Below are 24,178 nucleotides of genomic sequence, written 5' to 3' on the forward strand. Positions count from 1 at the left end.
GCGTGTGTCCTCTTATACGGTTTCGGATTGCGCCGTCTTTTGCGCTCCGCGCGCGTGGCCGGCTGCGTCGATGACGCCCGCGAGACGGCGGCCCGTGATATAGCCGAAGGTCATGATCGGGCCGAGTGTGATGCCCGCGCCCGGATAGTTGCCGCCCATCACGCTCGCGCGGTCGTTGCCGACGGCATAAAGTCCATCGATCACAGTGCCGCGCACATCCAGCACTTCTCCCGTGACGGCTGTGCTGATGCCGTCGAAAGTGCCGAGATCGCCCATGACGACCTTGAGCGCGTAATAGGGACCGTCGCCGATCGGTGCGACGCATGGGTTGGGCCGATGTTCGGGATCGGCGAGATAGCGGTTGAATGACGTCGATCCGCGGCAGAACTCAGGGTCTTCGCCGCGTATCGCGCTTGCGTCGTAGCGGCGCACGGTCGCTTCGAGCGCCGCCGCGTCGATGCCCGCGTTGCGCGCCAGTTCGGCCAGCGTGCGTCCTTTGACGAGGTAGCCGTTGCGCAGCAGCGGCCCGAGCGGCACAGGTGCGGGCTTTGCGTATCCGAGCCCGTATTTGCGTATCGTCGCGTGACCGCAGATCAGCCACATCGCTGTTTCCCGCTCGTTGCTGCATGCTTCGATCATCGCCGCGCCTACGTCGTGATACGAGTTCGATTCGTTCGTAAAGCGCCGGCCTTTGCGCGTCACGCCGATGATGCCCGGCTTATATCGATCGACCAGATGCGGAAACACGCCGAACGTGCCGTCGCGCATCGGCACACGCGACACGGGCATCCACGCGGCGGGTTGCGGGTAGCGTATCGACAGTTGCGCGCCGAGGCTTTCGGCCATGCGTGCGCCGTCGCCCGTGTTGCCTTCCGGCACGGGCGAACAATGCTCGCCGCCGCGCCTCACATGCGGATAGGCCTTCGCGATACGCGCGATGTCGTGCGAGAAGCCGCCGCATGCGAGCACGACGCCGCGGCGCGCGGTAATGCGCATCTCGCCGTGGGGCTGTTCAACGATCGCACCCGTCACGCGCTGGTTCGACACCGTAAGTTCGCGCGCAGCCGTGTTCGTGTGGATTGGAATGCCCAGCGATAGCGCCGATTTCGCGAGCCGCGCGGCCAGTGCATTGCCGCTTGTGATCTGCACGCCGCGTCTGTAGAGCGCGAGATCTTTCAGATGACTCGCGAGGCGCTTCGCGACATAGGCGGCAGATTTAAACGAGCGCGTCGCGTTGAAGAAATGCTTGAGGTCGGCATTCGACGAATTGAACATCATGCCGATGAACGTGATCGTCTTGAGGGGTGGACGCAAGCGCGCGATGTCGCCGCCGAGATCGCGCGCGTCGTACGGCGCGGCAACGACCGAGCGCCCGATGTCGACGCCGCCAGCCACATTCGGGTGATAGTCGGGATATAGCGTCGGGACGAATTTCACTTGCGTTTCGCGCTCGAAGAAATCGAGCATCTGCGGGCCCGTATCGAGAAACGCATCGACGGCCGCTTCATCGAAGAATGCGCCCGTTTCGTTACGCATATACGTTTTCGCCGCTTCGCGCGTATCGCTCACACCATTCGCGCGCGCGTGCCGGTTGCCGGGAATCCATAGCACGCCGCCAGAAAACGCCGTCGTGCCGCCGAAATACGCTTCCTTTTCGATCACGACGACGTCGAGGCCATGTTTGCGCGCGGTGATGGCCGTCGATAATCCGCCTGCGCCCGAACCGATCACCAGTACATCGCACGTCAATGTCGCGGGCGTATTGGGGTTTGCTTTCATGCTGTGTCTCCTGCCTTCCTCTGATCCCATCCGGGATGCCTGCTTGCGCACCGCGCTGTGTCCGCTGTGTCCGCTGTGCCTCTAAACCTGCTTCTTTAACCTGCCGCGCCGGCTTTCGCGTCGTATCCGGGGCGCGGCACGAGATCCATCAACATGCATTCCAAGCCGCCGTCGACGACCACCTCCGTTCCGTTCACATAGCCTGCGCGCGGGCTTGCAAGAAACGCGACGACGTCCGCGATATCGACGGGCTCGCCGATGCGGCGGCTCGCCGTCATTGCGCTGCGCCGCTGTTCGATATCGCCGTGCGCGTAGAACGACGCGGACAGCGGCGTGCGGATCATGCCCGGACAGACGGCATTGCTGCGCACGCCGCGCGGGCCCCACTCGGCTGCGATCTGCTTCGACAGCATCGCGACAGCGGCTTTGCCCGGACTGTACGCGCCGCTCCACGTTTGCGGATGATGCGCAGCCACCGACGCCACATGCACGAGGCTGCCCGCGCCTTTGCTCAGCATTGCACGGCCGAACGCCTGCGAGCACAGCATGTAACCGGTGAGATTGACCTGAAGCATCGCGTTCCATGCGTCGAGCGCAATGTCTTCAATGCCGCCCGGCCGCAAAAGACCTGCGTTGTTGACGAGCACGTCCGCTGCGCCGAGCGTTTCTTCAACGCGCGCCGCCGTCGCTTCGACGCTTGTTGCATCGCCGATATCGCAGGCGAATGCATGGGCTTCGATTCCGTTTGCGCTCAGGGTCCGCGCGAGGTCTTCGCACTTCGCCGCCTCGCGATCCAGCAGCGCAAGACGCGCGCCGCTTTCACCGAGTACTTTTGCAATCGCACTGCCGATACCGCCTGCCGCGCCCGTCACGACGCAAACCCTTCCTTCAATGCCGAGCCAATTGCCGCTGATTTGATTAGTCATCCGAATCTCCATGTGGTTTCTTCTATCGACGCGCCTCACATCAGGCCGACCGATTCATGGAGAAAAGTATAGTGACGCGCTCGTTGCGCGCATTGGACAAACGGCGCGCATCGCAGGACAATTCGTACACGGCAATCATCTTGCGCGGGACGACAGCAACGCATGAGGAAAATCCCTAACTACGATTTGTACGGCGAATCCGCCCGCCCGCCGTGGTTCGACGCATTCAATTTCGAGTGGATTCCCGAGCGCAGCCGGCCGAACGACTGGCAAATCGCCGCGCACCGGCACGATGCGTTATTGCAGGTGCTATACATTCGCAGCGGGAGCGGGCATGTCGTGATCGAGAGCGAAAAGCACACGTTTTCGCCGCCTTGCATTGTCGTGTTGCCTGCGCAAACGGTGCATGGTTTCGTCTTCTCGCCTGAGATCGACGGGCTGGTGATTACGGCTGCGCAGCGCGCGCTGGAGTCGCTTTCGAAAGCGATAGCGCCGGGACTGCTGCCCGTGCTTCAGCGCGCCGCAGTGATTCCCGTGAAGCCCTCAGCGGGCGACGACACGCTAATGCCGCTCTTTACGCTGCTCGAACAGGAATTCCGTGGCAACGCACGCGGCCATATCGCGGCGGGCATGTCGTTGATGATTGCACTTTTCGTGCAAGTGGCGAGGTTGGGCGACGCCGCGGCGATGCCCGCGACGAGTGCCGTCGCCGATCGCCGCAGCGGGCAGATCAGGCGCTTTCGCGAACTGGTCGCCGCGCATTTCCGCGAGCATCGGCCCGTCGAGTTCTACGCGGAGAAGCTGGGCATTACGACTGCGCAATTAAGCCGCATCTGTCGTGACGAACTCGGTCATTCGCCGATGTCACTCGTCAATGAGCATCTGATACGCGAGGCGCAACGCGATCTGGTCTATTCAGGTCTGACGATCAAGCAGATCGCCCATGCGCTCGGCTTCGAGGACGCGGCCTATTTCAGCCGCTATTTCCGCAAGCAGACGGGCGCGACGCCCAAGGCATTCCAAGCCGCCGCGCACACCGATTTGTCTTTGAACTAAAGGCTTGCCGCTTTAAACGGGCACCGCGCCGACATAGTTTTCGGCCATTGAAATCGCCGCGCTGCGCGAAGTCGTCACGTGCTCCAGTTCCGCGACTTGCAACTGCTGCTCGAATGGCGAAGCGTCGTCGAGGCGGTGCATCATGCGCGTCATCCAATACGAGAAATGCTCGGCACGCCAGATGCGCTTGAGCGCCGTTTCGCTATAGCTGTCGAGCAGGTCGTTGCGGTCTTCCTTGTAGAACGCGTGCAGTGCTTCCGAAAGGATGCGCACGTCCGACACAGCCAGGTTCAGGCCCTTCGCGCCCGTCGGCGGCACGATATGGGCGGCGTCGCCGGCCAGGAACAGGCGGCCGTGCTGCATCGTCGTCGATACGAAGCTGCGCATGCCGACAATGTTCTTCTGGAAGATCTTGCCTTCCACAACCTTGTGGCCTTCGTCCGAATCGACGCGCGCATGCATTTCCGCCCAGATCCTGTCGTCGGACCAGTTGTCGACGTTGTCTTTAGGGTCGCATTGGAAGTACATGCGCTGCACGTTGGGCGAACGGGTGCTGACCAGCGCGAAGCCGCGCTCGTGACGCGCATAGATCAATTCATCGGACGACGGCGGCGCTTCGACCAGAATGCCGAACCAGCCGAACGGATAGACGCGTTGATAATCGCGGCGCCGTGCTTCGGGAATCGCGTTGCGCGAAATGCCCTGAGAGCCGTCGCATCCGATGATGAAATCGCATTGCAGTTCGTGCGCTTCGCCTTGATGACGATAGCGAATAGTCGGCGTCGCGCCTTCGATGCCGTGCAGCGATACGTCCGACACCTCGAAATGCAGCGCAGCTTGCGCGGCCACGCGTGCGGCGACCAGATCCTTGATGACTTCGTGCTGAGCGTAGACGGTGATCGCTTTGCCCGTGAGATCAGTCAGATCGATACGGCGGCGCTTACCCTCGAATGCGAGTTCGAAGCCATGATGCAGCGCGCCTTCGGCCTTCATGCGCTCGCCTACGCCTGTTTCCGTCAGCAGGTCCATCGTGCCCTGCTCGAGCACGCCAGCGCGTATCGTCGATTCGATCTGCTCGCGGCTGCGCGATTCGAGCACGACGGAGTCGATGCCCTGCAAATGGAGAAGATGGGAAAGAAGCAGTCCAGCAGGACCAGCGCCGATGATGCCGACTTGGGTACGCATATGTGTGTCTCCTGAAATGCGTGACGTCTTTGATGTGGGTCAAAGTGTGCCGGCCCCGCTCTTATCGAGCAACGTAATAGCGTGAATAAGCGTTATCTCCATTCGCGATAGTAGTGAACCACGGGTTTTCCCTCATTACGGCTTTGAGCTTAATGGAAGCGTAATGTCGGCTGTCTTTGACAGACGAACTCACAAATCGAACAACAGAGGTCATCATGAAAGCACGCAATGCCCTGAAGCTGATCGTCGTCGCGGGATGCATCGCACTAGCGTCGAATGTTTATGCGCAGGCCAGCGACTCCATGTCGATGGCGTCGACTCCGGCTGCAAGCACATGGAAGGGGAAAGCCACGCCAGCGGACAAGAAGCTGGCCCGCGATGTCCGCAAGGCATTGTCCAAGGCGCCCAATTTCAATGTGTCGAACGTGTTCGTGCGCGCGCGTAACGGCGCCGTGACCTTGTCAGGTTCCGTCGTGGACGGCTCGCAGATCGCGCAGGCTACGGAAGTGACGAAAGGCGTGGACGGCGTCACGTCGGTGAGCAACAAGCTGACGCTCTATTCGCGCGGGAATCAGTAAGCCGTTGAGCACGCGTGACGGGGATAGGTCACGTTCGTTTGACTTGCCCCGTCGCTTCGAGGATCGCCTGCCTGATGCGCGGATACGTTCCGCAGCGGCAAATGATGCCGCGCAGCGCGCAGTCGATATCTTTTGAACTCGGGTTCGGATTGCGCTGTATCAGCGCGCTCGCCGCCATCAGTTGCGCACTCTGGCAATAGCCGCATTGCACGACATCGATCCGCGCCCACGCCTCTTTCAGCGCGCGCACGTGCGGCCCTTGCAGTCCTTCAATGGTCGTGATGCTCTGTGCGCCGATAGCCGAAAGCTTTTCTTGGCACGAGCGCTTCGCCTCTTTGCCGACATGCACCGTGCACGCGCCGCATATGCCGACGCCGCAGCCGAACTTCGTCCCCGTCATTTTCAGTTCACAGCGCAAGACCCAGAGCAGCGGCGTCGCGGGATCGGAGTGCACCTCGACCGTCTTGCCATTGATATTCAGCCTGCGCATGTCGCGTCCTCCGAATACAGCCTGACTTTCAGCGGCAATGTGCGGTGGCGGATACCCGTCAGTGCGAACAGGGCATTCGCGACGGCGGGCGCGACGGGCGGCACGGCGGACTCGCCAACGCCTTGCGGATGGCTGGTGGACGGCATGATCTCGACTGAAATGTCGGGGCATTCATCCATCCGCACCACGTCGAATTCGCTATACAGGCTCTGCACGACGGCACCGTCGTCGATCGTGATCTCTTCCTTCAGCGCAGCGGAGAGACCGAAGACGATCGCCCCTTCCACCTGCTGCCTGATGAGATTCGGGTTCACCGGCAAGCCGCAGTCGATCGCGCAATACACGTGATCGACCTTCACTGCATTGCCCGCTTCCATCGACACATCCGCGACCTGTGCGACCACACTGCCGAATGCTTCGTGCAACGCGACGCCGCGTGCGTGGCTCACGCCCTTGTCCGTCCACACTGCGGGCGCACGCCAGCGCGACATGCTCGCCACGCGCTGCAAAACCGCGAGATGCCGCGGATGCTGCGCGAGCAGGCTCGCGCGAAACGCGACGGGATCTTTGCCCGCCGCCGCAGCGAGTTCGTCGATAAAGCTCTCGATGAAAAACGCCTGATGCGAATGGCCAACCGAGCGCCAGAAGCCGACGGGCATGGGGAGATCGACGGTGCGTTGCCCAATCCACACGTTCGGCATTTCATAAGGCTGATCGAATGCGCCCTCGGAAACGGTCTTGTCGAAATTGATGCCGGGATCAGGAACGCGGTAGTTGCGCGCGAGCCAGCTTGCGACGATCGACTGGCTCACCGACGCGTTGTGCCATGCAGTCAGTTGTCCCTGCGCATCGAGTCCCGCCTTGAAACGCGACAGGCACGCAGGACGATAGAAGTCGTGGCGCATGTCTTGCGCGCGCGTCCAGAGTGTTTGCACAGGACGTCCGTCGGCTTCGCGTGCAATCGCAACCGCCTGCGCGATGAAGTCGACTTCGAGCCTGCGCCCGAATGCGCCGCCGATCAATTGCTGTTGCAGATCGACCTGGTCCGTATCGATGCCGAGCAGATGCGCGACGTGCATGCGCGCGACAGCGGGCACCTGTGTCGCTGTCCATACTGTCGCCTTGCCGTCCTTGACCTGCGCGGTGCAATTGACGGGCTCCAGCGCGGCGTGCGCGAGATACGGCGCGTGATATTCGGCCGTAAGCGTTTGCGCGGCGCGGCGCAGTGCGCCATCGACGTCGCCATGCGAATACCATGCGTGGCCTTCGCTGTCGTCGAGCGCCTGCGAGAGACGCTTTTCGACCTCGAGGTTGGTCAGGCCTTTGGCCGGCCCATCGTTCCATTCGATATTGAGCACGTCTAGCGCGTTCATCGCGATGAACATGTTCTCGGCGATCACGGCAACGCCTCCCGTGCCGCCGTTGTACGCATCGACAGCGAGGACCTTGTGCACGCCGGGCGTCGCCTGCGCTTTCGAGCCGTCGAAACGGCGCACGCTGCCGCCCAGCGTCGGGCACATCGAGATGCTCGCGTAAAGCAGTCCCTCTGGGACGACATCGATGCCGAAGCGCGCGCTGCCATTCATTTTCGCGGCGGCTTCGATACGCGCGAGCGGCTTGCCGATCAGCGTGAACCTGTCCGGCGACTTGAGCACGAGTTTGCGCGGCAATGACTGCCGCGCCGCCGCAGCGGCAAGCTGTCCGAACGATGCGCTGCGCGCCGCGCCGTGCCGCACCATGCCCTTTTCGATGCGGCATTCTGCGGCCTTCACGTTCCAGCGTTCGGCGGCCGCCGCGATCAGCATCGCGCGTGCGCATGCGCCTGCTTCGCGCATGGGTTGCCAGAGGTCATTCATGCTGGATGAACCGCCCGTCATTACCGTGCCGAAGTCGCGCGCGAGCTTGCGCGCAAGCCATACGGCCAGTTCCTTGATGACGCCGTCATTGTCGGAGCGAAACGGCAGATCGCCGACCACGCTTTCGACGTTGTTATAGATGCCGTCGAGCGGTGCATCGGCGACACGGATATCCGCCCAGTTCGCGTCCAGCTCCTCGGCGACCAGCATCGCGAGCCCCGTGTGCACGCCCTGTCCCATCTCCGCGCGGCACATCATCACCGTGACCGTGTCGTCGGCGGCAATCTTCACGTAGCCGTTGAGCACCGCTTCGCCGGCATGCACGGGCATCGTCATCGACGTGACGAGCCGCTGGCGCGGCGGCAGCACGGACCATCCGATAACCAGCGCACCGGCTGCGCCCGCGCCGCCCAGCACGAAGGTTCGACGCTTCATCGCATCTCTCAGAGGAATCCAGCCTGGACACCAGTAAAACGCAGCAATGACGGCGCAAGTGAAAGCCTGCGAATTCAAACGCCCGTCAATGCGCGCCGATCACTCCGGTCAACGTTCATATTAGTGCGCATTGCGGCATTCCGGCGTATTGAATGAACTGCAAATCAAGCCTGAAAAGATTGCGACGATGCGGCAATTCCCGGATTGCCGATGAGTGGAAACGAAGCGCAAAAAGCGGGCACTCACGGGTGCGTTGCAGAAGCGCTCCATCCAAGCCGCATCAAGGCTTTCGCGCAGGCGGACTACGATGTTGCACCGCGATCCGAACGCAGTGGCATATCGCTTGCATTGAAGAGCGACAAGCGCTGTGTCACGACGACCGCTTGGTCTCGGCAGTCGCACAGGAGAAAACAGATGCCTTATCTGATTGGTTGGTTGCTCGGCGTGCCGCTTATCGTCCTTGTGATTCTGTATCTGATTTTCCACTAAGGACACACAGCTATTGCGGTCATTGCGGCCGCACGAAGTCATTTAACAGCAGGCGCGGCGACCATTCTGCACGGTCGCCGCGCCGCTTCAACTTCAGACTTTGCCTGCCTGCTTTTTCAGTGCGCCGAGAATGCGCTTTTCGAGCGCGGCATAGTCATGCCCGAAATGATGATCGCCGGACGTGCGGATCACTTCGATGCCCGTCTTGGTCAGCGCCGGGCAAAGCGTGTCTTGCTCGTGTTCGCCATAGAAGCACTGCACGATCTTCGGCGGCAGGCGCGCGAACTCGGGCTTCACCTGCAAGGCCTTGTCGCTGGCGGGCATGCCGAGCCACCCCGTCACGCGGATCTGGAAGTCCGCGGAGGGCGCGAAGCCGAGCAGCGAAATCAGCGATACCTTCGTGCGCACGGCGTCGGGTAAGCGGTTGTACGCGAACGGCATGACATCGGCGCCGAACGAATAACCGATCAGCGCCACATGATCGGCATGCCAGCGGGTCGTGTAGGTTTGCAGCACGCGCGCGAGATCGTGGCTCGTCTGCTGCGGCGAGCGCTCGGACCAGAAGTAACGCAGACTGTCCCAGCCGATCACGGACACGCCGTCCTTCCGCAGTTCTTCCGCGATGGTCTTGTCGAGGTCGCGCCAGCCGCCGTCACCGGAGATCACGATCGCCATCAAACCCGTCGGATGCGCGGCGGGCAGCTCGATCAAAGGCAGGTCGGAGACATCTTCTTCCTTCATCGCGACGGTACGCAGATGCGGTGTCGTCAGATCGACGATGCGCTGCGTGCCGGCGGAAGCGTTCGCGTCCGTTTCCGCGAAACCGGGCAAACCGGGGCCGTGCGTCACGGTCGGGTCCGGCGGGCACGGGTTGAAGCGCTTGTCGAGATCGCGCTGCGCGGCCACCGTCACCGCGCCCGCCACCGTGTTCTCCGGCGCCTGCTTCAGCACCTGGATCGCGAGCGTCGCGCCCTGGCCCGTGCCCGCGACGATCGGCATGAAATAGCGGTTCGACTGCACCTGCCGTTCGAGCTGATGGCTCACGGCTTCCGCATCGCCCACCAGTTGATGACATGTCTCTTTCTTCGCGGCGAGATTCGCCGCGTACTTCGCCGTATCGACGCCGACCACCATCGCGCCGTTCTTCGCGAGGGCATCGGCGGCCTGCTGGTCGGCCGGATTCCAGCCGGTCTCGCGTGAGAACAGCACGACGAAGCCGCGTACTTCGCCCGCAGGCCTCGTCACCGTAACCTGCCCGTAACGGCCGCCGGACACGGTTTCATAGGCGTGCGCCGTCGGCGCGACGGCCGCGAGCGCGCACAGCGAAACGCTCGCCAGCGCGGCGAGCCGGTAAAACTTTTGCATGGTCATGAACGCCGGCCCCCTGCCAGCAGCGAAAGGTCCGCGAGCGTGAAGAACACGCCGACGGAACCCGATGCAGCGAGATAGCGCGGCTCCCAATGAGGCTGGAATTTGCTCTTGAAAGCGCGCAGTCCGCGGAAGTTATAGAAGCGGCCGCCGAAGCGCCACACGATATTCGCAAGCCGGTGCCAGCGCGACGCGAGCGGAGTCGGCGACATGCCGGAGAACGGCGCGATGCCGAGGCTCAGCGAACGGAAGCCGGCATGCTTGAGATGCAGCGCGAGTTGCGTGAACAGGTACTCCATCGCGTAGGGCGAGGCCTGCGGCACGTGGCGCATCACGCCGACGGTCGCTTCCGTGTTCAGGTCGGTCGTCATGAAGGTGACGAACGCGACGGGCTCGCCGTTCTGACGCACGAGCATCACCGATTGCGCGGCGAGATAGTCATCGGTGAACGCGGCCACCGAGAAGCTCTTTTCCCGCGCGTCGCGGCTGTCGAGCCAGTCGTCGGAAATCGCGCGCAACGTTGCGATCGATTCGGGCACGCGCGCCGGTTCGATCACCTCGATCGCAAAGCCATCGCGTTCGCCGCGCTTGAGCGCGTAGCGCAGATGCGCGCGATGCGAGCCCTTCAGATCGAAGTCGTCGAGCACGACATGCGCCTCCTCGCCGAGCTTCATCAGCGTGAGACCGGCATCGAGATAGAGCGGCAGCGCATTCGCGCGCACCTGATAGAACGCCGCGCGGCCACCGTGCGCATGCGCGAGCGCGACGAACTTGCCGATCAGGTCCGCCCATTCCGCACGCGGCCCGACGGGGTCGTGCAGCGCGGCCCACGTGCGGCCATACTTCGCGTACATCAGGAACGCCTGGCGCGACTCGGAAAACAGGAAGCTCTTGTCGCCCATCAGTGCGAGGCCCGCGTCGCTGCGTTCCTGTGCGCGATAAATGCGCGCGGCGTCTTCGAGATCCTGCTTCGCGGGCTTCACGAAGCGGCCCGCCGGGGGACGCAGCAGCTGCCAGAACGCGAAGGTCGCGGCGAACAGGCTAGCGGCGAGCGTGGCGCGCAGCGCGCGCGGCGCGCGCTCGTCGAATGCGAATTGCCACCACAGATCACGCGTATAAGGCACGTCGCGGAACGCGAACAGCATCACCCACACAGCGAGCATCAGCACCATCGCCACCGAAACCAGCCAGCCCGCCGTAAAGGGCTCGGCAAAGAGCGACGAGCGGCGATTGAAGCGCGCGCGCGTCGAGAGCAGCAGCGCGATCAGCGTCATCAGCACGCCCGCTTCGACGAATGCGAGACCCTTCGCCAGCGACAGCGCGAAACTTAGAACCGTCAGGCCGAGCGTGAGCCACCACGCCGCATCGAGCCGCCGCGACAAACCGCGCGCGACGAACAGCAGCATCACGCCGACTACGCTGCACAGCATCTGCGAGCTTTCGAGCACCCACAGCGGCACGAGGTCGCGCAGGATCGCAATGCGCTGCCAGAACGCGGGCGTCGCGCTCGAAATCACCAGCATGCCGCCGACGACGAACGTCAACAGGCTCAGAAACAGCGGCGCAAGCTGCGACACGGCCGCCGCGTGATGCAGCGGCAGATGCTTCTTCAGCGCGCGCCCTTCGAAACCGGCCAGCAGTCCCGCCGACACGATCAGCGGCAGACCGAAGTAGATCGCGCGATAGGCGAGCAGCGCGGCAACCATGTGATGCGTCTGCACGCTGCCGCCGAGAGCGAACACCATCGCCGCCTCGAACACGCCGACGCCGCCCGGCGTATGGCCGATCATGCCGAGCAGCATCGCGGCTGCGTAAATCGTGATGAACGACACGAAGCTCACGTGCGCATGCGGCAGCAGCGCCCACAGCGCAAGGCCCGCCGCTACGACGTCGAGCACGGCCAGCAGGATCTGCGCGACGAAATCGCGGCGCGCGGGAACGTCCAACGACAGCCAGTTCCAGCGCGTGCGGATCTGGCGCGTGCTGCTGCCGCATGCGAGCGTCAATAGGCCGAGCACGGTCAGGAGCGCCGCGCCGCCCCACGCGAGCGCGCCCGTCGGGCTATGCAGCATCGGCGCGAGCGTCGCCGCGCCGCACAGCATGCCGAGCGCGGTCATCAGAACGAGGGCCAGCGCAAGCGAAACGCTGGTGAAAACCGTCATGCGGCCGATCTGCGCAGGCGTCACGTCGGCGACGGCATAGACGCGCGCGCGCACCGCGCCGCCCGTCAATGCGCCGAAACCGGTTGCGTTGCCGAGCGCCGAGCCGGCCGTCGCGCCGATCCACAGCGCCGCGCGCGGCACCGTCTTGCCGATGTAGCGCAGCCCGACGGCATCGCGCCCCACGAGGGCGATAAAGCTGAGCACGGTCGCGCCGAGCGCCGCCGACCATTCGCCCGCCGTCAGATGACGCAGGTGGCGGATCACCGACCGATAGTCGACCGCCTGCGAAAGATGCTGAAACACGATCAGAAGCAGCACGCAGACGCCCAGCGAAAGCACGGGCGACAGCAGACGGCGGCTCCCGGCGGCGGCGCACGCTCGTCGAAGCACCGCGCCAGCGCGGCTCAAGAAAGAACGGGGAAGGTCAGACATGGATGAACCCGGGTAATGCTTGGATGCGAAAGCAATGGTCTCGTTGCTGCCGCATCGAATGAGGTTGGATTTCGGAGCGCGCCGGACGTTATCGCCGCCCTGACCTCGCCTTTTTCAACTCTTTACAAATGGACAACGGCAAATTGCCCAAAAGGTTGACATCGGGAGCTTCCCGAGGACGATTTTTTACAGTTTTCGCTTAAGAAATCCTGAGGTGCTTCGCGATCGGCCTGAAATGGAGGCGGATTTTCCATGCGGTCAAACAGGAGACGGATTGCGGGTCCCCGACGGACGGCCTTATCGCAACCCGCACGGCTGCTCGCTCTTCAGCCAGCTCGACAAGGACGGTGGTCCGGACGGTACAAATTTCCGACATCGCGCTGATCGCGTTCCGGCCGTTCGACCAGGGACGCACGATACCAGATTCCAACTTACGTTTGCCCTGATCGAATGTTCCGGATGCTTTCAGCGGCGAACGGCACGTGAAAGCAAACTGTCTATCGCGTTTCATATTGGAGCCCGGCCTGGGCCGCTCGCATGTGGTGGATGCGGTCCAACGTTCGTCCGCTCCAGCGTTGCCGCCGTGCCAACACGCTGGCCGCGCCACGCGCGCGCCGCCTTATCCTGCGGTGTCAGACGAATTGGCATGTTCGATGCCTTGTGACAGGTGCGCCAATCGCAGCGCCTCGCAAGGAGACCCCGCATGAAACCCCTCGACAACCCGCTCGCCTCGCTGCTCTGGGCGGTCCGGTTCTTGTGCCGTCACGTGCTGTATCTCGGCATCGTAGTGCCGCTGATCCTCGTTGCCGCGTTCTATCTCGGGCCGCGTATCATCGCGCTGTGCGGCGTGTGGTTCGATCCGTTGACGGTGGTCGACCCGATCCAGGTCTCCGACGAGTTCAACCGCCAGGGCTATACCGATCAGACCTTGCAACACCTGCTCGTCGATACGCTCAGCGATCTGCGCAGCGAAGCGCAAGCCGTCACGCCCGCCAACGACACCGAGCACGTGCTGTCCGAATTCAAGCTGCCCGACATCACGGTGCCGGGCACGGGCCTGTCGATCCGCCCGCTAATCGAGTTCGCGCGCACGCTGCTCAAACGCGATTCGTCCGTGTACGGCACCGTCGTCGGCACGCCGTCTGCGTTCGCCGTGATGCTCACGCTGCGTGACCCGGATGGCCACACCGTCACGCTGGGCAACGACGTTCCGCCCGACATGGGTTCTACGCCCAACGTGTCGAACGAATCGCTGGCGATGCGCCATGCGATGCGCCAGGCCGCGATGCGCATCCTGCAACACCAGAGCCCGCTGCTGTACGCGTCGTACCTGACGCAGATGGAGCAGAAGCGCTGCCTGAAAGGCGAAGCGCCCTGCCAGTTCGACGACGTGCGCGAGCGCTTCGAACAACTCGCGGCTGGCACGGGCCGGGACGCGTCGGGTGCATCGAAAGAGGATGCGGCATGGGCAATGCTCGCGCTCTCGAAGCTCGACACGTATGCGCGCGACTACGAAGGCTCGATCCGTCGCGCGCGCCATATCGTCGAGATGAGCGGCGGATTGCATGTGTGGAAGAAGGTGCGCCCGTGGGCATACTACAACTGGGGCGTCGCGCTCACCGACATGGGCTGCTACGGACAGGCTGCCGAAGTGCTCAAGCGCGCGGTCGATTTGCACAAGGACTACGCGCCTGCCCATAACGCGCTGGCCCGCGCGTGGCTCGGGCTCGCGCAGATGCCGACGCTCGCAGGCGCATCGACGCAGACGCGCGGCGACTATCGCGCGGCGGCTGTCCGCGAACTTCAGATCGCGCTTGCGAAGAGCCCCGGCTATCAGGAAGCGTATGTGAATCTCGGCGATGCGTTGCGACTGCCGTCGATGAAGACGGGCCACATCTCTGCCGCCGCGCTCGACGAGGCACGCGCCGCCTATCGCACGGCCGTTGCGCTGAACATCGACGAAGCGGGGCGCGCATATGAGCGTCTCGAAGCGATGCACGACAGCGCGTTCGTCAAGATCGCGGCGCGCATCACGCGCAGCCGTGCGCAGTGCGGGACGGGGATGGCGCGCTCGCTGCTCGAATCGTGGGGATGCAGCGACGCGCAGATCCAGGCGGGCGCGGGCAAGGACGCATCGCGCATGCAGCCGGTTGCCTTGCAAGGCAACGCGAATGCGCAAGTGTGCAGCAAGCCCGAACTGATGCTGCCGACTCGCGTTCCGGAAAACAACAGCCATACAAGCGGCATCGGCGTCATCGAAGTCGAAAACGGTGATGAAGCCGCCACGCCGCATCACGCGGCACCTGCGCTCGACCCGGCTCGTCAGGCCAATGCGCAGCAGCAGCGCGGATGATCGCGCAACGCACGGCTGGCAAGCCGCGTGACGCGACGAGCGAGGCCCCGTTCATGCATGAACGGGGCCTCGCTGCTTGCGTTCGCCCGCCTCAGTGCGTCTCAGTGCGCGCCCGCCGCCGCGGCGCCGCCGCCGCCCTTGGCTGGCTTCGTCAGCCAGATGAGCGGAATGATGGCGATGAAGATCATCGACGAGAGCCAGAAGATATCGTTGATGCCAAGCACCGTCGCCTGCGCGTTCAGCGAGCGCTCGAAGAAAGCCACCGCCTGATCCGTGCTGCCGCCAAGCGTCGCGTGAATGTTCGTGAGAGCGTTCGCATAGTCGGGGTTGGTCGCGCCCGACTGTTCAGCGAGTTGCGCGTGATGCAGGATGGTCCGGTTGTTCCAGCCCGTCGTGACGAGCGATGTGCCCACGCCGCCCGCGAACACCCGCACGAAGTTCGACAGACCCGCCGCAGCCGGAATCTTGTCGGCGGGCAGGCCCGACAGGATGATTGCCGTCAGCGGCACGAAGAAGAACGCTGTCGGTATGCCTTGCAGCAGCGTCGGCAGGATCAGTGTCCACGCGTCGACGTCCGTCGTGTATTGCGAACGCATGAAGAACACGCCCGCATAGCCGACGAATGCGAGCGTCGCGAGCACGCGTGCGTCGGACTTCGGCACGATCTTCGCCATCACGGGCGCGAGCAGCACGGCGAAGATGCCGAGCGGCGCCGTCACGAGGCCCGCATCCACCGAACGGTAGCCGAGATAGCCCTGAATCCATTGCGGCAGTATCACGAGGTTCGAGAAGAACACCGCGTATGCAACCGAAATCGCGATCGTGCCGCCGCGAAAATTGCGCACCGCAAAGAGGCGGATATCGACAATCGGGTTCTTCTCCGTGAATTCCCATATCAGGAAAAACAGAAAGCTGACTGCGGCGACGACACCAAGCGTGCAGATCACGGGCGAGTTGAACCAGTCGAGATCCTTGCCCTTGTCGAGCATGATCTGCAACGACGCAACCCACACGATCAGCGACATCAGGCCGACCTTGTCGATGGGCAGCTTGCGCGCCGGCGATTCGCGGTCGCGATAGATCATCCACGTCACGCCGGCCGCGAACAGGCCGACGGGAATGTTGATATAGAAGATCCACGACCAGCTGTAGCTGTCGGTGATCCAGCCGCCCAGCGCGGGACCCGCAATCGGCCCGACCGTCGCCGTCATCGCCCACAACGACAAGGCCGTCGAGCTTCTTTCCTTCGGATATGAGCCGAGCAGGATAGACTGCGAAAGCGGAATCAGCGGGCCCGCAACGGCGCCCTGCAACACGCGCGCGGCGAGCAGCACGATCAGGTTCGGCGCGACGCCGCACAGCCAGGACGAGAACACGAACAGCACAATCGCCGCCACGAACAGCTTGATCTGGCCGACTCGCTGCGTGAGCCAGCCCGTCAGCGGAATGGCGACGGCATTGGCCGCCGAAAACAGCGTGATCACCCACGTGCCTTCGTCGACGGATACGCCGAGATTGCCCGAGATGGTCGGAATGGCGACGTTCGCGATGGATGAGTCCAGCACGTTCATGAACGTGGCGAGCGCGACGGCGATGGTCGCGAGGACCAGCTTTCCGCCCGTGAGCGGCGGCGGTGCAAGTTGCGTCGAGGGATTCATGGCGCTCTCTTTATCTGACTTGTCAGGTAATTGAATAAACGAAGACGGATCGGACGACCGCGTCTTGCGGTGCGATTCAGCCCGCGTGTCGTGCCGTGCCGTTCGTCTCGCCCGCGTCGCGCCTGGCGAGCGGCCGCGACGATGCGGCGTTGCCCGCCGACGCCGGATGCAGCGGCACGATGTTCTGCGCGATGATCTTCTCGATCTCGGCATCGGCCTGTGCGCCATATTGCGCAAACACATCGGTGCGATATGACGTCGTCACGGCGGCGCCGAGTTGCGGGCCGGTATCGTCGCGCGTGTCGACATCGACGTCCATCGACAGGCCGACACGCAGCGGATGCGCTTCGAGTTCCTTCTGATCGAGCTGGATGCGCGCTGGCAAACGCTGGACGATCTTGATCCAGTTGCCTGTGGCGTTTTGCGCGGGCAGCGTCGCGAACGCACTGCCCGTGCCCGCTGAGAAACCGATCACGCGGCCGTGATACTTGACCTTGCTGCCGTACACGTCGGCCGTCAGCGTGACGGGCTGACCGAGACGCATGTTGCGCAACTGGATTTCCTTGAAGTTCGCATCGACCCACACGCCGTCGAGCGGCACGATCGCCATCAGCGGCGTGCCCGGCGACACGCGCTGGCCGACCTGCACCGAGCGCTTCGCGACATAGCCGGTGACGGGCGCGGGCAACGTGTTGCGCGCATACGCAAGGTACGCGTCGCGCACCTTCGACGCGGCAGCCTGCACGTTCGGGTGCTGTTCGATCGTCGTGCGGTCGGTCAATGCGCGGTTAGCTTCCGCCTGTTGGCGCGCGGCGTCGAGCGCGGCCTGCGCGGCCGTCGCGGCATCGCGGGCATGCGCGATGTCTTCGGCGGACACGGCGCCCGTGCCGGCGACGGCCTGGCGACGGCGCAGATCGTCCTGCGCGCGAGCGAGATCGGATTGCTTTTGCGCGACGTTCGCGGCGTAGAAATCGTTGTTCACGTACAGGCTGCTCACTTGCCGCACGGTCTGCCCGAGCGTCGCTTCGGCATTGCCGAGCGCGATCCTCGCGTCGGCATTGTCGAGCGTGACGACAGGGTCGCCTTCCTTCACGATCTGCGTGTCGTCGGCGTTCACTGCGACGACGGTGCCTGTCAACTGAGGCGTCAGTTGCACGAGGTTGCCGCTGACATACGCATCGTCGGTGGACTCGTGGTAGCGGGCGTACGTCATGTAGTACGCGCCATACGCGGCCGACGACACCACCACGGCCACGCCGAGCAGTGCAAGCAGCGTCTTGCGCTTGCGTGTGTTCGGTTCGTTCGTGCCGGCAGCCTTCGCAGTCGATTGCGCATCATGCTTCGCGTCCGGCGCGGCGCTCTTTTGCGTCGCTTCGCGCTCCGGGGTATTGATTTCACTCATTTCTGTTCTCCAGGGCAGATTCGTTGAATGGCCGCTCAGCGCGCGGCGACGGAAGCTGTGTTGGGTGCAGCGGAATCCGGGTTCGACGCATCGACGAAGCCGCCGCCAAGCGCGGAAGCCAGCGCAATCTGCTGGTCGCGGCGATCCATGCGCAGATTGGCGACGGCCTGATCGGCGGAAAGCGCGTTGACGTCGGCATTGAGCACCGTCAGCTGATTCGTGAGACCCGCCTTGTACTGCACGAGCGCGAGTTCGTCGGCCTTGCGCGCGGCGTCTTGCGCGGTCTGCGCATCGACGAGTTGCGCATCCGTCGAACGTATGCCGGCCAGTTGCGTCGCGACCTGGCTCAATGCCGTCACGAGCGTCTGGTTATAAGTCGCGACCGCGTAATCGAAGTCGGCATAGCGGCCCTTCAACTGCGCGCGCAACTCGCCCGCGTCGAAGATGGGCAGGTGAATCGCCGGGCCGACGGATGCCGTGCGGCTCGCCGCCGTCAGAAAGCGCCCAAAGCCGAACGCGTCGAGCCCGATTGCGGCGCTCAGATTGATGTCGGGATAGAACTCCGCCTTCGCTTCCTTCACGCCATGTGTCGTCGCATCCACGCGCCAGCGCGCGGCCACGATGTCAGGGCGGCGGCTCACGAGATCGGCAGGCAGGTTGTCCGGCAGGCGCACGTCGTCGCCCGTGCCGAGCGTCGGGCGCGCGATCTGCAGGCCGCGGTCCGGACCGGCGCCGAGCAGCGCGGCGATCTGATAACGTGTCGTGAGAATCTGTCCGTCGAGCGATTTCAGCGCCGCGCGGCTCGTGGCGAGATTCGCCTGCGCGGTCTTGCGCTCGACTTCCGTATCGAGGCCCGTCGCGATGCGGCCTGCCGTGACGCGGTCGATCTGCTCGCGCTGCGTGATCTCCTGTTGCGCGATGTCGCGCAGCACATAGAGCCGCGCAAGCTGGTTGTAGGTACGGGCAATCGACGTCGTGAGCGTCAGCTTGACGACTTCGGCGTCGGCCTGGCTCGCCTGAAGCTGCGAGATCGCTGCCTTCAGCGCTTCACGGTTCTTGCCCCACAGGTCGAGGTCATAGGAGGCGCTCAGCAGGCCTTTGTTCTCCGTCTGCCATGAACCGCCGTACGGAGGCGGCACAAGCGCCGTGCTCGAAAACTGCTGCCGCATCAGCGAATAACTTGCATCGACGCGCGGCATCGTGCCCGCCTTCGCCGTTTCGCTAAACGCCGCCGCAGACGCAACGCGGGCGCGGGCCTGGTCGAGCGTGGGACTGCTCTTCAGCGCTTCGTCGATCAGCGCCTTCAGTTGCGCATCGCCGAACTGGTCAGCCCAGTCGGCAGCCGGCCAATGGCCCTGCTCGGCGGGAATGCTCTGCTGCGTCGCGTACTGCTGCGGCTCGGCCGTCTTCGCGTCGCTATGAATGCCCGCGTAGTTCACGCAAGCCGACAGCACCGACGCGAACATCACCGATACGCACACTTTCAGCACGCGTGACGCATTGCGCCGGGCATATAACTGATTACTCATTTTCTGACCTATCAGATAATTGGATAAAAAAATTCGTTCAGTCGTTTAGAAACTTGCGCAGCAGACGCTGAAGCTCTTCGAATTCGGCCTTGGAGAAATACTGGAGGCGCGTGTTGAGCACATCCGGCGCAATTCCGGCGATACGCAGCGCAACCTCGCGGCCTGCTTCCGTGAGTTCGAGATTCACCATGCGCCGGTCGTCGGTGCTGCGCGAGCGCTTCACCATGCCGAGCGTTTCGAGCTTGTCGAGCGTGCGCGTCATCAGGCCCGTGTCGATGCCCAGATATCGCGACAACGTAGCCGGTGTCGTATCTTTGCCGCGCAGCAGCGACATGAAAATGCCGACATGGTGCGCACGCACATTCAGGTCCTTCAACGCGGCGTCCATCTGCTCCATCACGAGATTGCGCGCCTTGACAATCGCGAACCCCACGTTGTCGGTCAAATTGAAATCGTCCCTGGAATAGTGCGACATGATGTCTGACTCCTCGCTATTTGCAAGAACAATAACTGACCTGTCAGATATGTACAACGACCCCAGCGGGCAACACTTTGTTTCACCGGGGGCGACAGTCTCTCTCTTTTCGTCGAACAATGCGACCGTGCGTGCCGTTCGTGCGCCGCGCGCGTTTCGTTTCAGTCGTTCACGAACTTGCGCAATAACCGGCGCAATTCGTTGAGCTCGGCTTTCGTGAAGTCCTTCAGGCGCGCGTTGAGCACATCAGGCGCGATTTTCGGAATCTGGTCGGCGACGGCGAGGCCGTCTTTAGTCAGCGAAAGGTTGACGACGCGGCGGTCCTGCTCGTCGCGCGAACGCAACAGCAGCCCTTTCGTTTCCAGCTTGTCGAGCATGCGCGTCATCAGCCCCGTGTCGATGCCGAGCATTTTCGACAGTTCGAACGGTGTGGATGCGAGTTTCTGTCGGAGCATCAGCATGATGCCCATCTGCTGGCCGGAGATATCGAGGTCCTTGAGCGCCGCGTCCATCTCCGTCACGATCAGGTTGCGCGCCTTCACGAGCTGGTAACCGACGCTCTCCGTGACCTTGAAATTGTCTTTGGTGTAGTGACGCACGCGAGGCCTCCCGAACCGAAACGCGATCTGACTGACAAATCAGATACTAGCAAATCAGCGTCTGTCGGTCCGTGAAATGCGTTTATTTCAGCCCGAGACGCCTCGCGAGCCGGTTCAGGTTCGCGCGGTCCATGCCGAGCGAGCGCGCGACGGCCGCCCAGTTGTGGTTGTTGCGCTCGAGCGCGTCGGCGACGAGCGTGCGCTCATACGCTGTGACGGCACTGCGGAAATCGGTGGCGCTCGCGTCGCCAGAGGCAGTCGCGGACGACGCGGCGGCCGGCAGCTCGCCGCCGCTGTTGGCCGACATGCCGAGATCGGCCGCCGTCAGCGTGAGGATGCGCGGACGCTCGCGATGCCTCGACAATGCCTTGAACGCGCTGCGCCCGATCATATGCTCCAGCTCGCGGACGTTGCCCGGCCAGTTGTACGAGAGCAAGGCGGTTTGCGCGTCCTGTCCGAGCCGGATGCTGAGCAGCCCGAGCCGCGCGCGATTCTCTTCGAGGAAGAAGCCGGCAAGCAGCAGCACGTCGCGTCCGCGCTCGCGCAGCGGCGGCACGCGCAGCGGATACACGCTCAGCCTGTGATACAGGTCCGCGCGAAAACGCCCGTCGCGCACTTCCTCGACCAGATCGCGGTTCGTAGCGGCGATGAGCCGCACGTCCACCTTATGCTCGCTATCCGAGCCGATGCGCTGCAACTGCCCGTTCTGCAACACACGCAGCAGTTTCGCCTGCACGCCGAGTGGCAATTCGCCGACTTCGTCGAGAAAGAGCGTGCCGCCATCGGCAAGCTCGAACTTGCCGCGCCGATCCGACGATGCGCCCGAGAACGCGCCGCGTACATGCCCGAACAGTTCGCTCTCGACGAGCGTATCCGGCAGCGCCGCGCAGTTCAGGCTGATCATCGGCTTGCTGGCGCGCGGCGAACCGCTATGGATCGCGTTCGCGACGAGTTCCTTGCCGACACCCGTTTCGCCCGTGATGAGCACGGTCAGGTCGCTGTTCGCGACGACGCGGATCTCGTTGATCAGTTGCTGGTGCGCCGCGCTGCTGCCGATCAGTTCGCGGCTGCCCTGTCCGCTTGCCTGTCGATAAGCCTCCGCGCGTTGCCGCTCTTCTTCCGTATTGCGCTCCAGCGTATCGATGCGTTCCGCGACGCTCACCGTCGCCGCCGCGAGGCTCAGAAACGCCTGCAACGTGTTCATGTCGATGCTGTCGAAGCACGCCGGATCGAGCGCATCGAGCGTCAGCAAGCCCCACGGCCTGCCGCCGATCAGCAACGGACAGCCGAGACAATCATGCACTTCAAGATGGCCGCTTACGCCCTGCACCAGACCATCGTAGGGATCGGGCAAGCCGGAATCCGCGGGAAAGCGCGTCGGCTCGCGCCGCGATAGCAACGCTTCGAAACGCGGATGGTCGCCTACGCGAAAGCGCCGGCCGAGCGTGTCGCCGCTCAGGCCATCGATGGCAAGCGGCACGAGCGTGTCGTCGTCGAGACGCAATAGCGCCGCGGCGTCGCCGGGGAAAAGCGTGCGCAGCGTGGTCAGAAGGCGGCGGTACCGCTCGCGCTCGGGCAAGTCGCGCGACAGGTCCTCGACGAGCGGAATCAGCGCGTCGAGCACCTCTGATGCAGTCAATTTGACTTCTGATGGAGTCGTTTTAACGCTCGTCATATTCACATCTGACTTTTATAACCATATGATTTTACGACGTTTTAATGCTGGCCCGATACCTGCATTAGAGACAACCCGAAGCCCGCCGAAATCCGCGGGACACACTCACCCTTAATGCGAGGAATCAACTCATGCTGTCAGCCGAACATCGCGCAATCATCAAGGCAACCGTCCCGCTGCTCGAAAGCGGCGGCGAAGCGCTCACCACGCATTTCTACAAGACGATGCTGGCGGAGTACCCGAGCGTGCGGCCGCTGTTCAACCAGGCGCACCAGCAGTCGGGCGACCAGCCGCGCGCGCTTGCCAACGCGGTGCTGATGTACGCGCGTCATATCGAACAACTCGAACAACTCGGCGGACTGGTTTCGCAAATCGTCAACAAGCACGTCGCGCTGAACATCCTGCCCGAACATTATCCGATCGTCGGCACATGTTTGCTGCGCGCGATCCGCGAAGTGCTCGGAGCGGAAATCGCAACGGATGCCGTGATCGAGGCGTGGGGCGCCGCGTATCAGCAACTGGCCGATCTGCTGATCGGCCTCGAAGAGAAGGTCTACACCGAGAAGGAAACGTCGAAGGGCGGCTGGCGCGGCACGCGCCCGTTCGTGGTCGCGCACAAGGTCAAGGAAAGCGAGGAAATCACGTCGTTCTATCTGCGTCCGGCCGACGGCGGCGACTTGCTCGAATTCACGCCTGGCCAATATATCGGTCTGCGCCTGATTGTCGACGGTGAAGAGATTCGCCGCAACTATTCGCTGTCAGCTGCGGCAAACGGCCGCGAATATCGGATCAGCGTGAAGCGCGAGCCGAATGGCAAGGGCTCGAATTTCCTGCACGATACCGTGAACGAAGGCACGACGCTGGATCTGTTCGCACCGTCGGGCGATTTCACGCTGGAGCACAACGACAAGCCTCTCGTGCTGATCAGCGGCGGTGTCGGCATCACGCCGACGCTCGCGATGCTGCATGCGGCGCTGAAAACGTCGCGCCCGATTCACTTCATCCATGCGGCGCGTCACGGCGGAGTGCACGCGTTCCGCGAGTTCATCGACGATCTCGCGAACCGTCACCCGCAACTCAAGCGCTTTTACGTGTATGAGAAGCCGCGTCAGCAGGATGATGCGCATCACGCGGAAGGCTATATCGATGAAGCGCGATTGAATCAGTGGCTGCCCGCGACGCGTGACGTCGACGTGTATTTCCTCGGACCGAAGCCTTTCATGAAGGCCATCAAGCGTCATCTGAAAGCCATCGGCGTGCCGGAAAAGCAGAGCCGTTTCGAGTTCTTTGGCCCGGCTTCGGCGCTGGACTGATAAGGCGCTTTTCGTTGTAGTGGTTGTTGTCTGTTGAAGGCTACCCTGGCAGTACTTTGGAAGAGGCGAGTTCATGCGTCTCTTCCATTTTTTTGCGCGCCGGCAAAGCACTGCTTTAGCGATCGTCCTCGTGAATCGACGACGGATGGCGGCACATCGCATCCACGGTCACTTCCATATAAGGATAAAGCGGCAATTGCATGAGGATTTCATTCAGCTGCGCGGGACTCTCCACGTCGAACACGCTGTAGTTCGCGTACAGTCCGGCGATACGCCAAAGATGCCGCCAGATGCCTTCCTTCTGCAGCCGCTGGGCCAGAGCCTTTTCGTTGGCCTTCAGTTCATTGGCGCGTTCCACCGGCATGTCGGGCGGCAGCTTAACGACCATCTTTACGTGAAATAGCATTCAGGTACTCCC

The 24,178-nt window shown here is 63.1% G+C and carries 19 protein-coding genes; 5 read left to right on the forward strand and 14 right to left on the reverse strand.

The window, feature by feature from the left end:
* Nucleotides 1–12: 12 nt before the first annotated feature.
* Both J8I87_RS12855 and J8I87_RS12860 read right to left on the reverse strand, forming a co-directional pair.
* Nucleotides 13–1,779: an FAD-dependent oxidoreductase gene (locus J8I87_RS12855; protein WP_209931832.1), complete on the reverse strand. Its 1,767-nt coding sequence runs from the start codon at nt 1,777–1,779 to the stop codon at nt 13–15.
* A 95-nt stretch (nt 1,780–1,874) separates the two neighbouring features.
* The gene (locus J8I87_RS12860) at nt 1,875–2,705 is read right to left on the reverse strand and encodes an SDR family NAD(P)-dependent oxidoreductase (RefSeq protein WP_209931833.1); all 831 of its coding nucleotides are present in this window, start codon (nt 2,703–2,705) and stop codon (nt 1,875–1,877) included.
* Between the two features lie 162 nt (nt 2,706–2,867).
* On the opposite strand from J8I87_RS12860, the gene J8I87_RS12865 reads away from it, so the two are divergent.
* Nucleotides 2,868–3,761 (forward strand): helix-turn-helix domain-containing protein, encoded by an 894-nt coding sequence (locus J8I87_RS12865; RefSeq protein ID WP_209931834.1) that lies wholly within the window; start codon nt 2,868–2,870, stop codon nt 3,759–3,761.
* Between the two features lie 12 nt (nt 3,762–3,773).
* On the opposite strand, the gene J8I87_RS12870 is transcribed toward J8I87_RS12865, so the two are convergent.
* A complete protein-coding gene (locus J8I87_RS12870; protein WP_209931835.1) occupies nt 3,774–4,946 on the reverse strand; it encodes a 4-hydroxybenzoate 3-monooxygenase in 1,173 nt (390 codons plus the stop codon).
* Nucleotides 4,947–5,161: 215 nt separating this feature from the next.
* Between J8I87_RS12870 and J8I87_RS12875 the strand changes: the two genes are divergently transcribed.
* On the forward strand, nt 5,162–5,524 hold the full coding sequence (locus J8I87_RS12875) for a BON domain-containing protein (protein WP_209931836.1): 363 nt from the start codon (nt 5,162–5,164) through the stop codon (nt 5,522–5,524).
* A gap of 28 nt (nt 5,525–5,552) precedes the next feature.
* Here the strand turns inward: J8I87_RS12875 and J8I87_RS12880 are convergent, their stop codons facing one another.
* Both J8I87_RS12880 and J8I87_RS12885 read right to left on the reverse strand, forming a co-directional pair.
* Entirely contained in the window at nt 5,553–6,014 is a 462-nt protein-coding gene (locus tag J8I87_RS12880) for a (2Fe-2S)-binding protein (protein WP_209931837.1), read from the reverse strand.
* Nucleotides 6,002–8,305 (reverse strand): xanthine dehydrogenase family protein molybdopterin-binding subunit, encoded by a 2,304-nt coding sequence (locus J8I87_RS12885; RefSeq protein WP_209931838.1) that lies wholly within the window; start codon nt 8,303–8,305, stop codon nt 6,002–6,004. Before J8I87_RS12885 ends, J8I87_RS12880 begins: the two co-directional genes overlap by 13 nt.
* A gap of 210 nt (nt 8,306–8,515) precedes the next feature.
* Between J8I87_RS12885 and J8I87_RS12890 the strand changes: the two genes are divergently transcribed.
* The gene (locus J8I87_RS12890; protein ID WP_209931903.1) at nt 8,516–8,794 is read left to right on the forward strand and encodes a hypothetical protein; all 279 of its coding nucleotides are present in this window, start codon (nt 8,516–8,518) and stop codon (nt 8,792–8,794) included.
* A 93-nt stretch (nt 8,795–8,887) separates the two neighbouring features.
* Here J8I87_RS12890 and J8I87_RS12895 read toward each other — a convergent pair whose 3' ends face one another.
* Together J8I87_RS12895 and mprF are read right to left on the reverse strand one after the other, a co-directional pair.
* Entirely contained in the window at nt 8,888–10,165 is a 1,278-nt protein-coding gene (locus tag J8I87_RS12895) for a virulence factor family protein (protein WP_209931839.1), read from the reverse strand.
* On the reverse strand, nt 10,162–12,756 hold the full coding sequence (gene mprF / locus J8I87_RS12900; RefSeq protein WP_209931840.1) for a bifunctional lysylphosphatidylglycerol flippase/synthetase MprF: 2,595 nt from the start codon (nt 12,754–12,756) through the stop codon (nt 10,162–10,164). The genes J8I87_RS12895 and mprF overlap by 4 nt, the downstream gene beginning before the upstream one ends.
* A 703-nt stretch (nt 12,757–13,459) precedes the next feature.
* Between mprF and J8I87_RS12905 the strand changes: the two genes are divergently transcribed.
* Nucleotides 13,460–15,109 carry a tetratricopeptide repeat protein gene (locus J8I87_RS12905; RefSeq protein WP_209931841.1) on the forward strand — a complete coding sequence of 550 codons (1,650 nt, stop codon included), beginning with the start codon at nt 13,460–13,462 and terminating at the stop codon, nt 15,107–15,109.
* 101 nt (nt 15,110–15,210) lie between these two features.
* Here the strand turns inward: J8I87_RS12905 and J8I87_RS12910 are convergent, their stop codons facing one another.
* From J8I87_RS12910 to norR, 6 genes are all read right to left on the reverse strand, one after another.
* Complete coding sequence (locus J8I87_RS12910; protein ID WP_209931842.1) at nt 15,211–16,767, reverse strand: DHA2 family efflux MFS transporter permease subunit; 1,557 nt, start codon at nt 16,765–16,767, stop codon at nt 15,211–15,213.
* A 76-nt stretch (nt 16,768–16,843) separates the two neighbouring features.
* Nucleotides 16,844–18,169: an HlyD family efflux transporter periplasmic adaptor subunit gene (locus J8I87_RS12915; RefSeq protein ID WP_209931843.1), complete on the reverse strand. Its 1,326-nt coding sequence runs from the start codon at nt 18,167–18,169 to the stop codon at nt 16,844–16,846.
* Between the two features lie 35 nt (nt 18,170–18,204).
* Nucleotides 18,205–19,698 carry an efflux transporter outer membrane subunit gene (locus J8I87_RS12920; RefSeq protein ID WP_209931844.1) on the reverse strand — a complete coding sequence of 498 codons (1,494 nt, stop codon included), beginning with the start codon at nt 19,696–19,698 and terminating at the stop codon, nt 18,205–18,207.
* Nucleotides 19,699–19,735: 37 nt separating this feature from the next.
* Nucleotides 19,736–20,173, reverse strand: coding sequence for a MarR family winged helix-turn-helix transcriptional regulator (locus tag J8I87_RS12925; protein WP_209931845.1), 438 nt, complete (start codon nt 20,171–20,173; stop codon nt 19,736–19,738).
* Between the two features lie 161 nt (nt 20,174–20,334).
* Nucleotides 20,335–20,772 (reverse strand): MarR family winged helix-turn-helix transcriptional regulator, encoded by a 438-nt coding sequence (locus J8I87_RS12930; RefSeq protein ID WP_209931846.1) that lies wholly within the window; start codon nt 20,770–20,772, stop codon nt 20,335–20,337.
* Between the two features lie 82 nt (nt 20,773–20,854).
* The gene (norR, locus tag J8I87_RS12935; protein WP_209931847.1) at nt 20,855–22,447 is read right to left on the reverse strand and encodes a nitric oxide reductase transcriptional regulator NorR; all 1,593 of its coding nucleotides are present in this window, start codon (nt 22,445–22,447) and stop codon (nt 20,855–20,857) included.
* A 131-nt stretch (nt 22,448–22,578) separates the two neighbouring features.
* Here norR and hmpA point away from each other — a divergent pair, with 131 nt between their 5' ends.
* Complete coding sequence (gene hmpA, locus J8I87_RS12940) at nt 22,579–23,760, forward strand: NO-inducible flavohemoprotein (protein WP_209931848.1); 1,182 nt, start codon at nt 22,579–22,581, stop codon at nt 23,758–23,760.
* Between the two features lie 115 nt (nt 23,761–23,875).
* Here the strand turns inward: hmpA and catC are convergent, their stop codons facing one another.
* Entirely contained in the window at nt 23,876–24,166 is a 291-nt protein-coding gene (gene catC / locus J8I87_RS12945) for a muconolactone Delta-isomerase (protein WP_209931849.1), read from the reverse strand.
* Nucleotides 24,167–24,178 lie beyond the last annotated feature (12 nt).

This window comes from Paraburkholderia sp. LEh10, from assembly GCF_017814945.1.
Taxonomy (GTDB): domain Bacteria; phylum Pseudomonadota; class Gammaproteobacteria; order Burkholderiales; family Burkholderiaceae; genus Paraburkholderia.

Bases quoted from the DNA above. Each gene is read 5' to 3' on its own strand.
- J8I87_RS12855 (WP_209931832.1), bottom strand. From the start codon at position 1,779: ATGAAAGCAAACCCCAATACGCCCGCGACATTGACGTGCGATGTACTG.
- J8I87_RS12860 (WP_209931833.1), bottom strand. From the start codon at position 2,705: ATGACTAATCAAATCAGCGGCAATTGGCTCGGCATTGAAGGAAGGGTT.
- J8I87_RS12865 (WP_209931834.1), top strand. From the start codon at position 2,868: ATGAGGAAAATCCCTAACTACGATTTGTACGGCGAATCCGCCCGCCCG.
- J8I87_RS12870 (WP_209931835.1), bottom strand. From the start codon at position 4,946: ATGCGTACCCAAGTCGGCATCATCGGCGCTGGTCCTGCTGGACTGCTT.
- J8I87_RS12875 (WP_209931836.1), top strand. From the start codon at position 5,162: ATGAAAGCACGCAATGCCCTGAAGCTGATCGTCGTCGCGGGATGCATC.
- J8I87_RS12880 (WP_209931837.1), bottom strand. From the start codon at position 6,014: ATGCGCAGGCTGAATATCAATGGCAAGACGGTCGAGGTGCACTCCGAT.
- J8I87_RS12885 (WP_209931838.1), bottom strand. From the start codon at position 8,305: ATGAAGCGTCGAACCTTCGTGCTGGGCGGCGCGGGCGCAGCCGGTGCG.
- J8I87_RS12890 (WP_209931903.1), top strand. From the start codon at position 8,516: ATGAGTGGAAACGAAGCGCAAAAAGCGGGCACTCACGGGTGCGTTGCA.
- J8I87_RS12895 (WP_209931839.1), bottom strand. From the start codon at position 10,165: ATGACCATGCAAAAGTTTTACCGGCTCGCCGCGCTGGCGAGCGTTTCG.
- mprF (WP_209931840.1), bottom strand. From the start codon at position 12,756: ATGTCTGACCTTCCCCGTTCTTTCTTGAGCCGCGCTGGCGCGGTGCTT.
- J8I87_RS12905 (WP_209931841.1), top strand. From the start codon at position 13,460: ATGAAACCCCTCGACAACCCGCTCGCCTCGCTGCTCTGGGCGGTCCGG.
- J8I87_RS12910 (WP_209931842.1), bottom strand. From the start codon at position 16,767: ATGAATCCCTCGACGCAACTTGCACCGCCGCCGCTCACGGGCGGAAAG.
- J8I87_RS12915 (WP_209931843.1), bottom strand. From the start codon at position 18,169: ATGAGTGAAATCAATACCCCGGAGCGCGAAGCGACGCAAAAGAGCGCC.
- J8I87_RS12920 (WP_209931844.1), bottom strand. From the start codon at position 19,698: ATGAGTAATCAGTTATATGCCCGGCGCAATGCGTCACGCGTGCTGAAA.
- J8I87_RS12925 (WP_209931845.1), bottom strand. From the start codon at position 20,173: ATGTCGCACTATTCCAGGGACGATTTCAATTTGACCGACAACGTGGGG.
- norR (WP_209931847.1), bottom strand. From the start codon at position 22,447: ATGACGAGCGTTAAAACGACTCCATCAGAAGTCAAATTGACTGCATCA.
- hmpA (WP_209931848.1), top strand. From the start codon at position 22,579: ATGCTGTCAGCCGAACATCGCGCAATCATCAAGGCAACCGTCCCGCTG.
- catC (WP_209931849.1), bottom strand. From the start codon at position 24,166: ATGCTATTTCACGTAAAGATGGTCGTTAAGCTGCCGCCCGACATGCCG.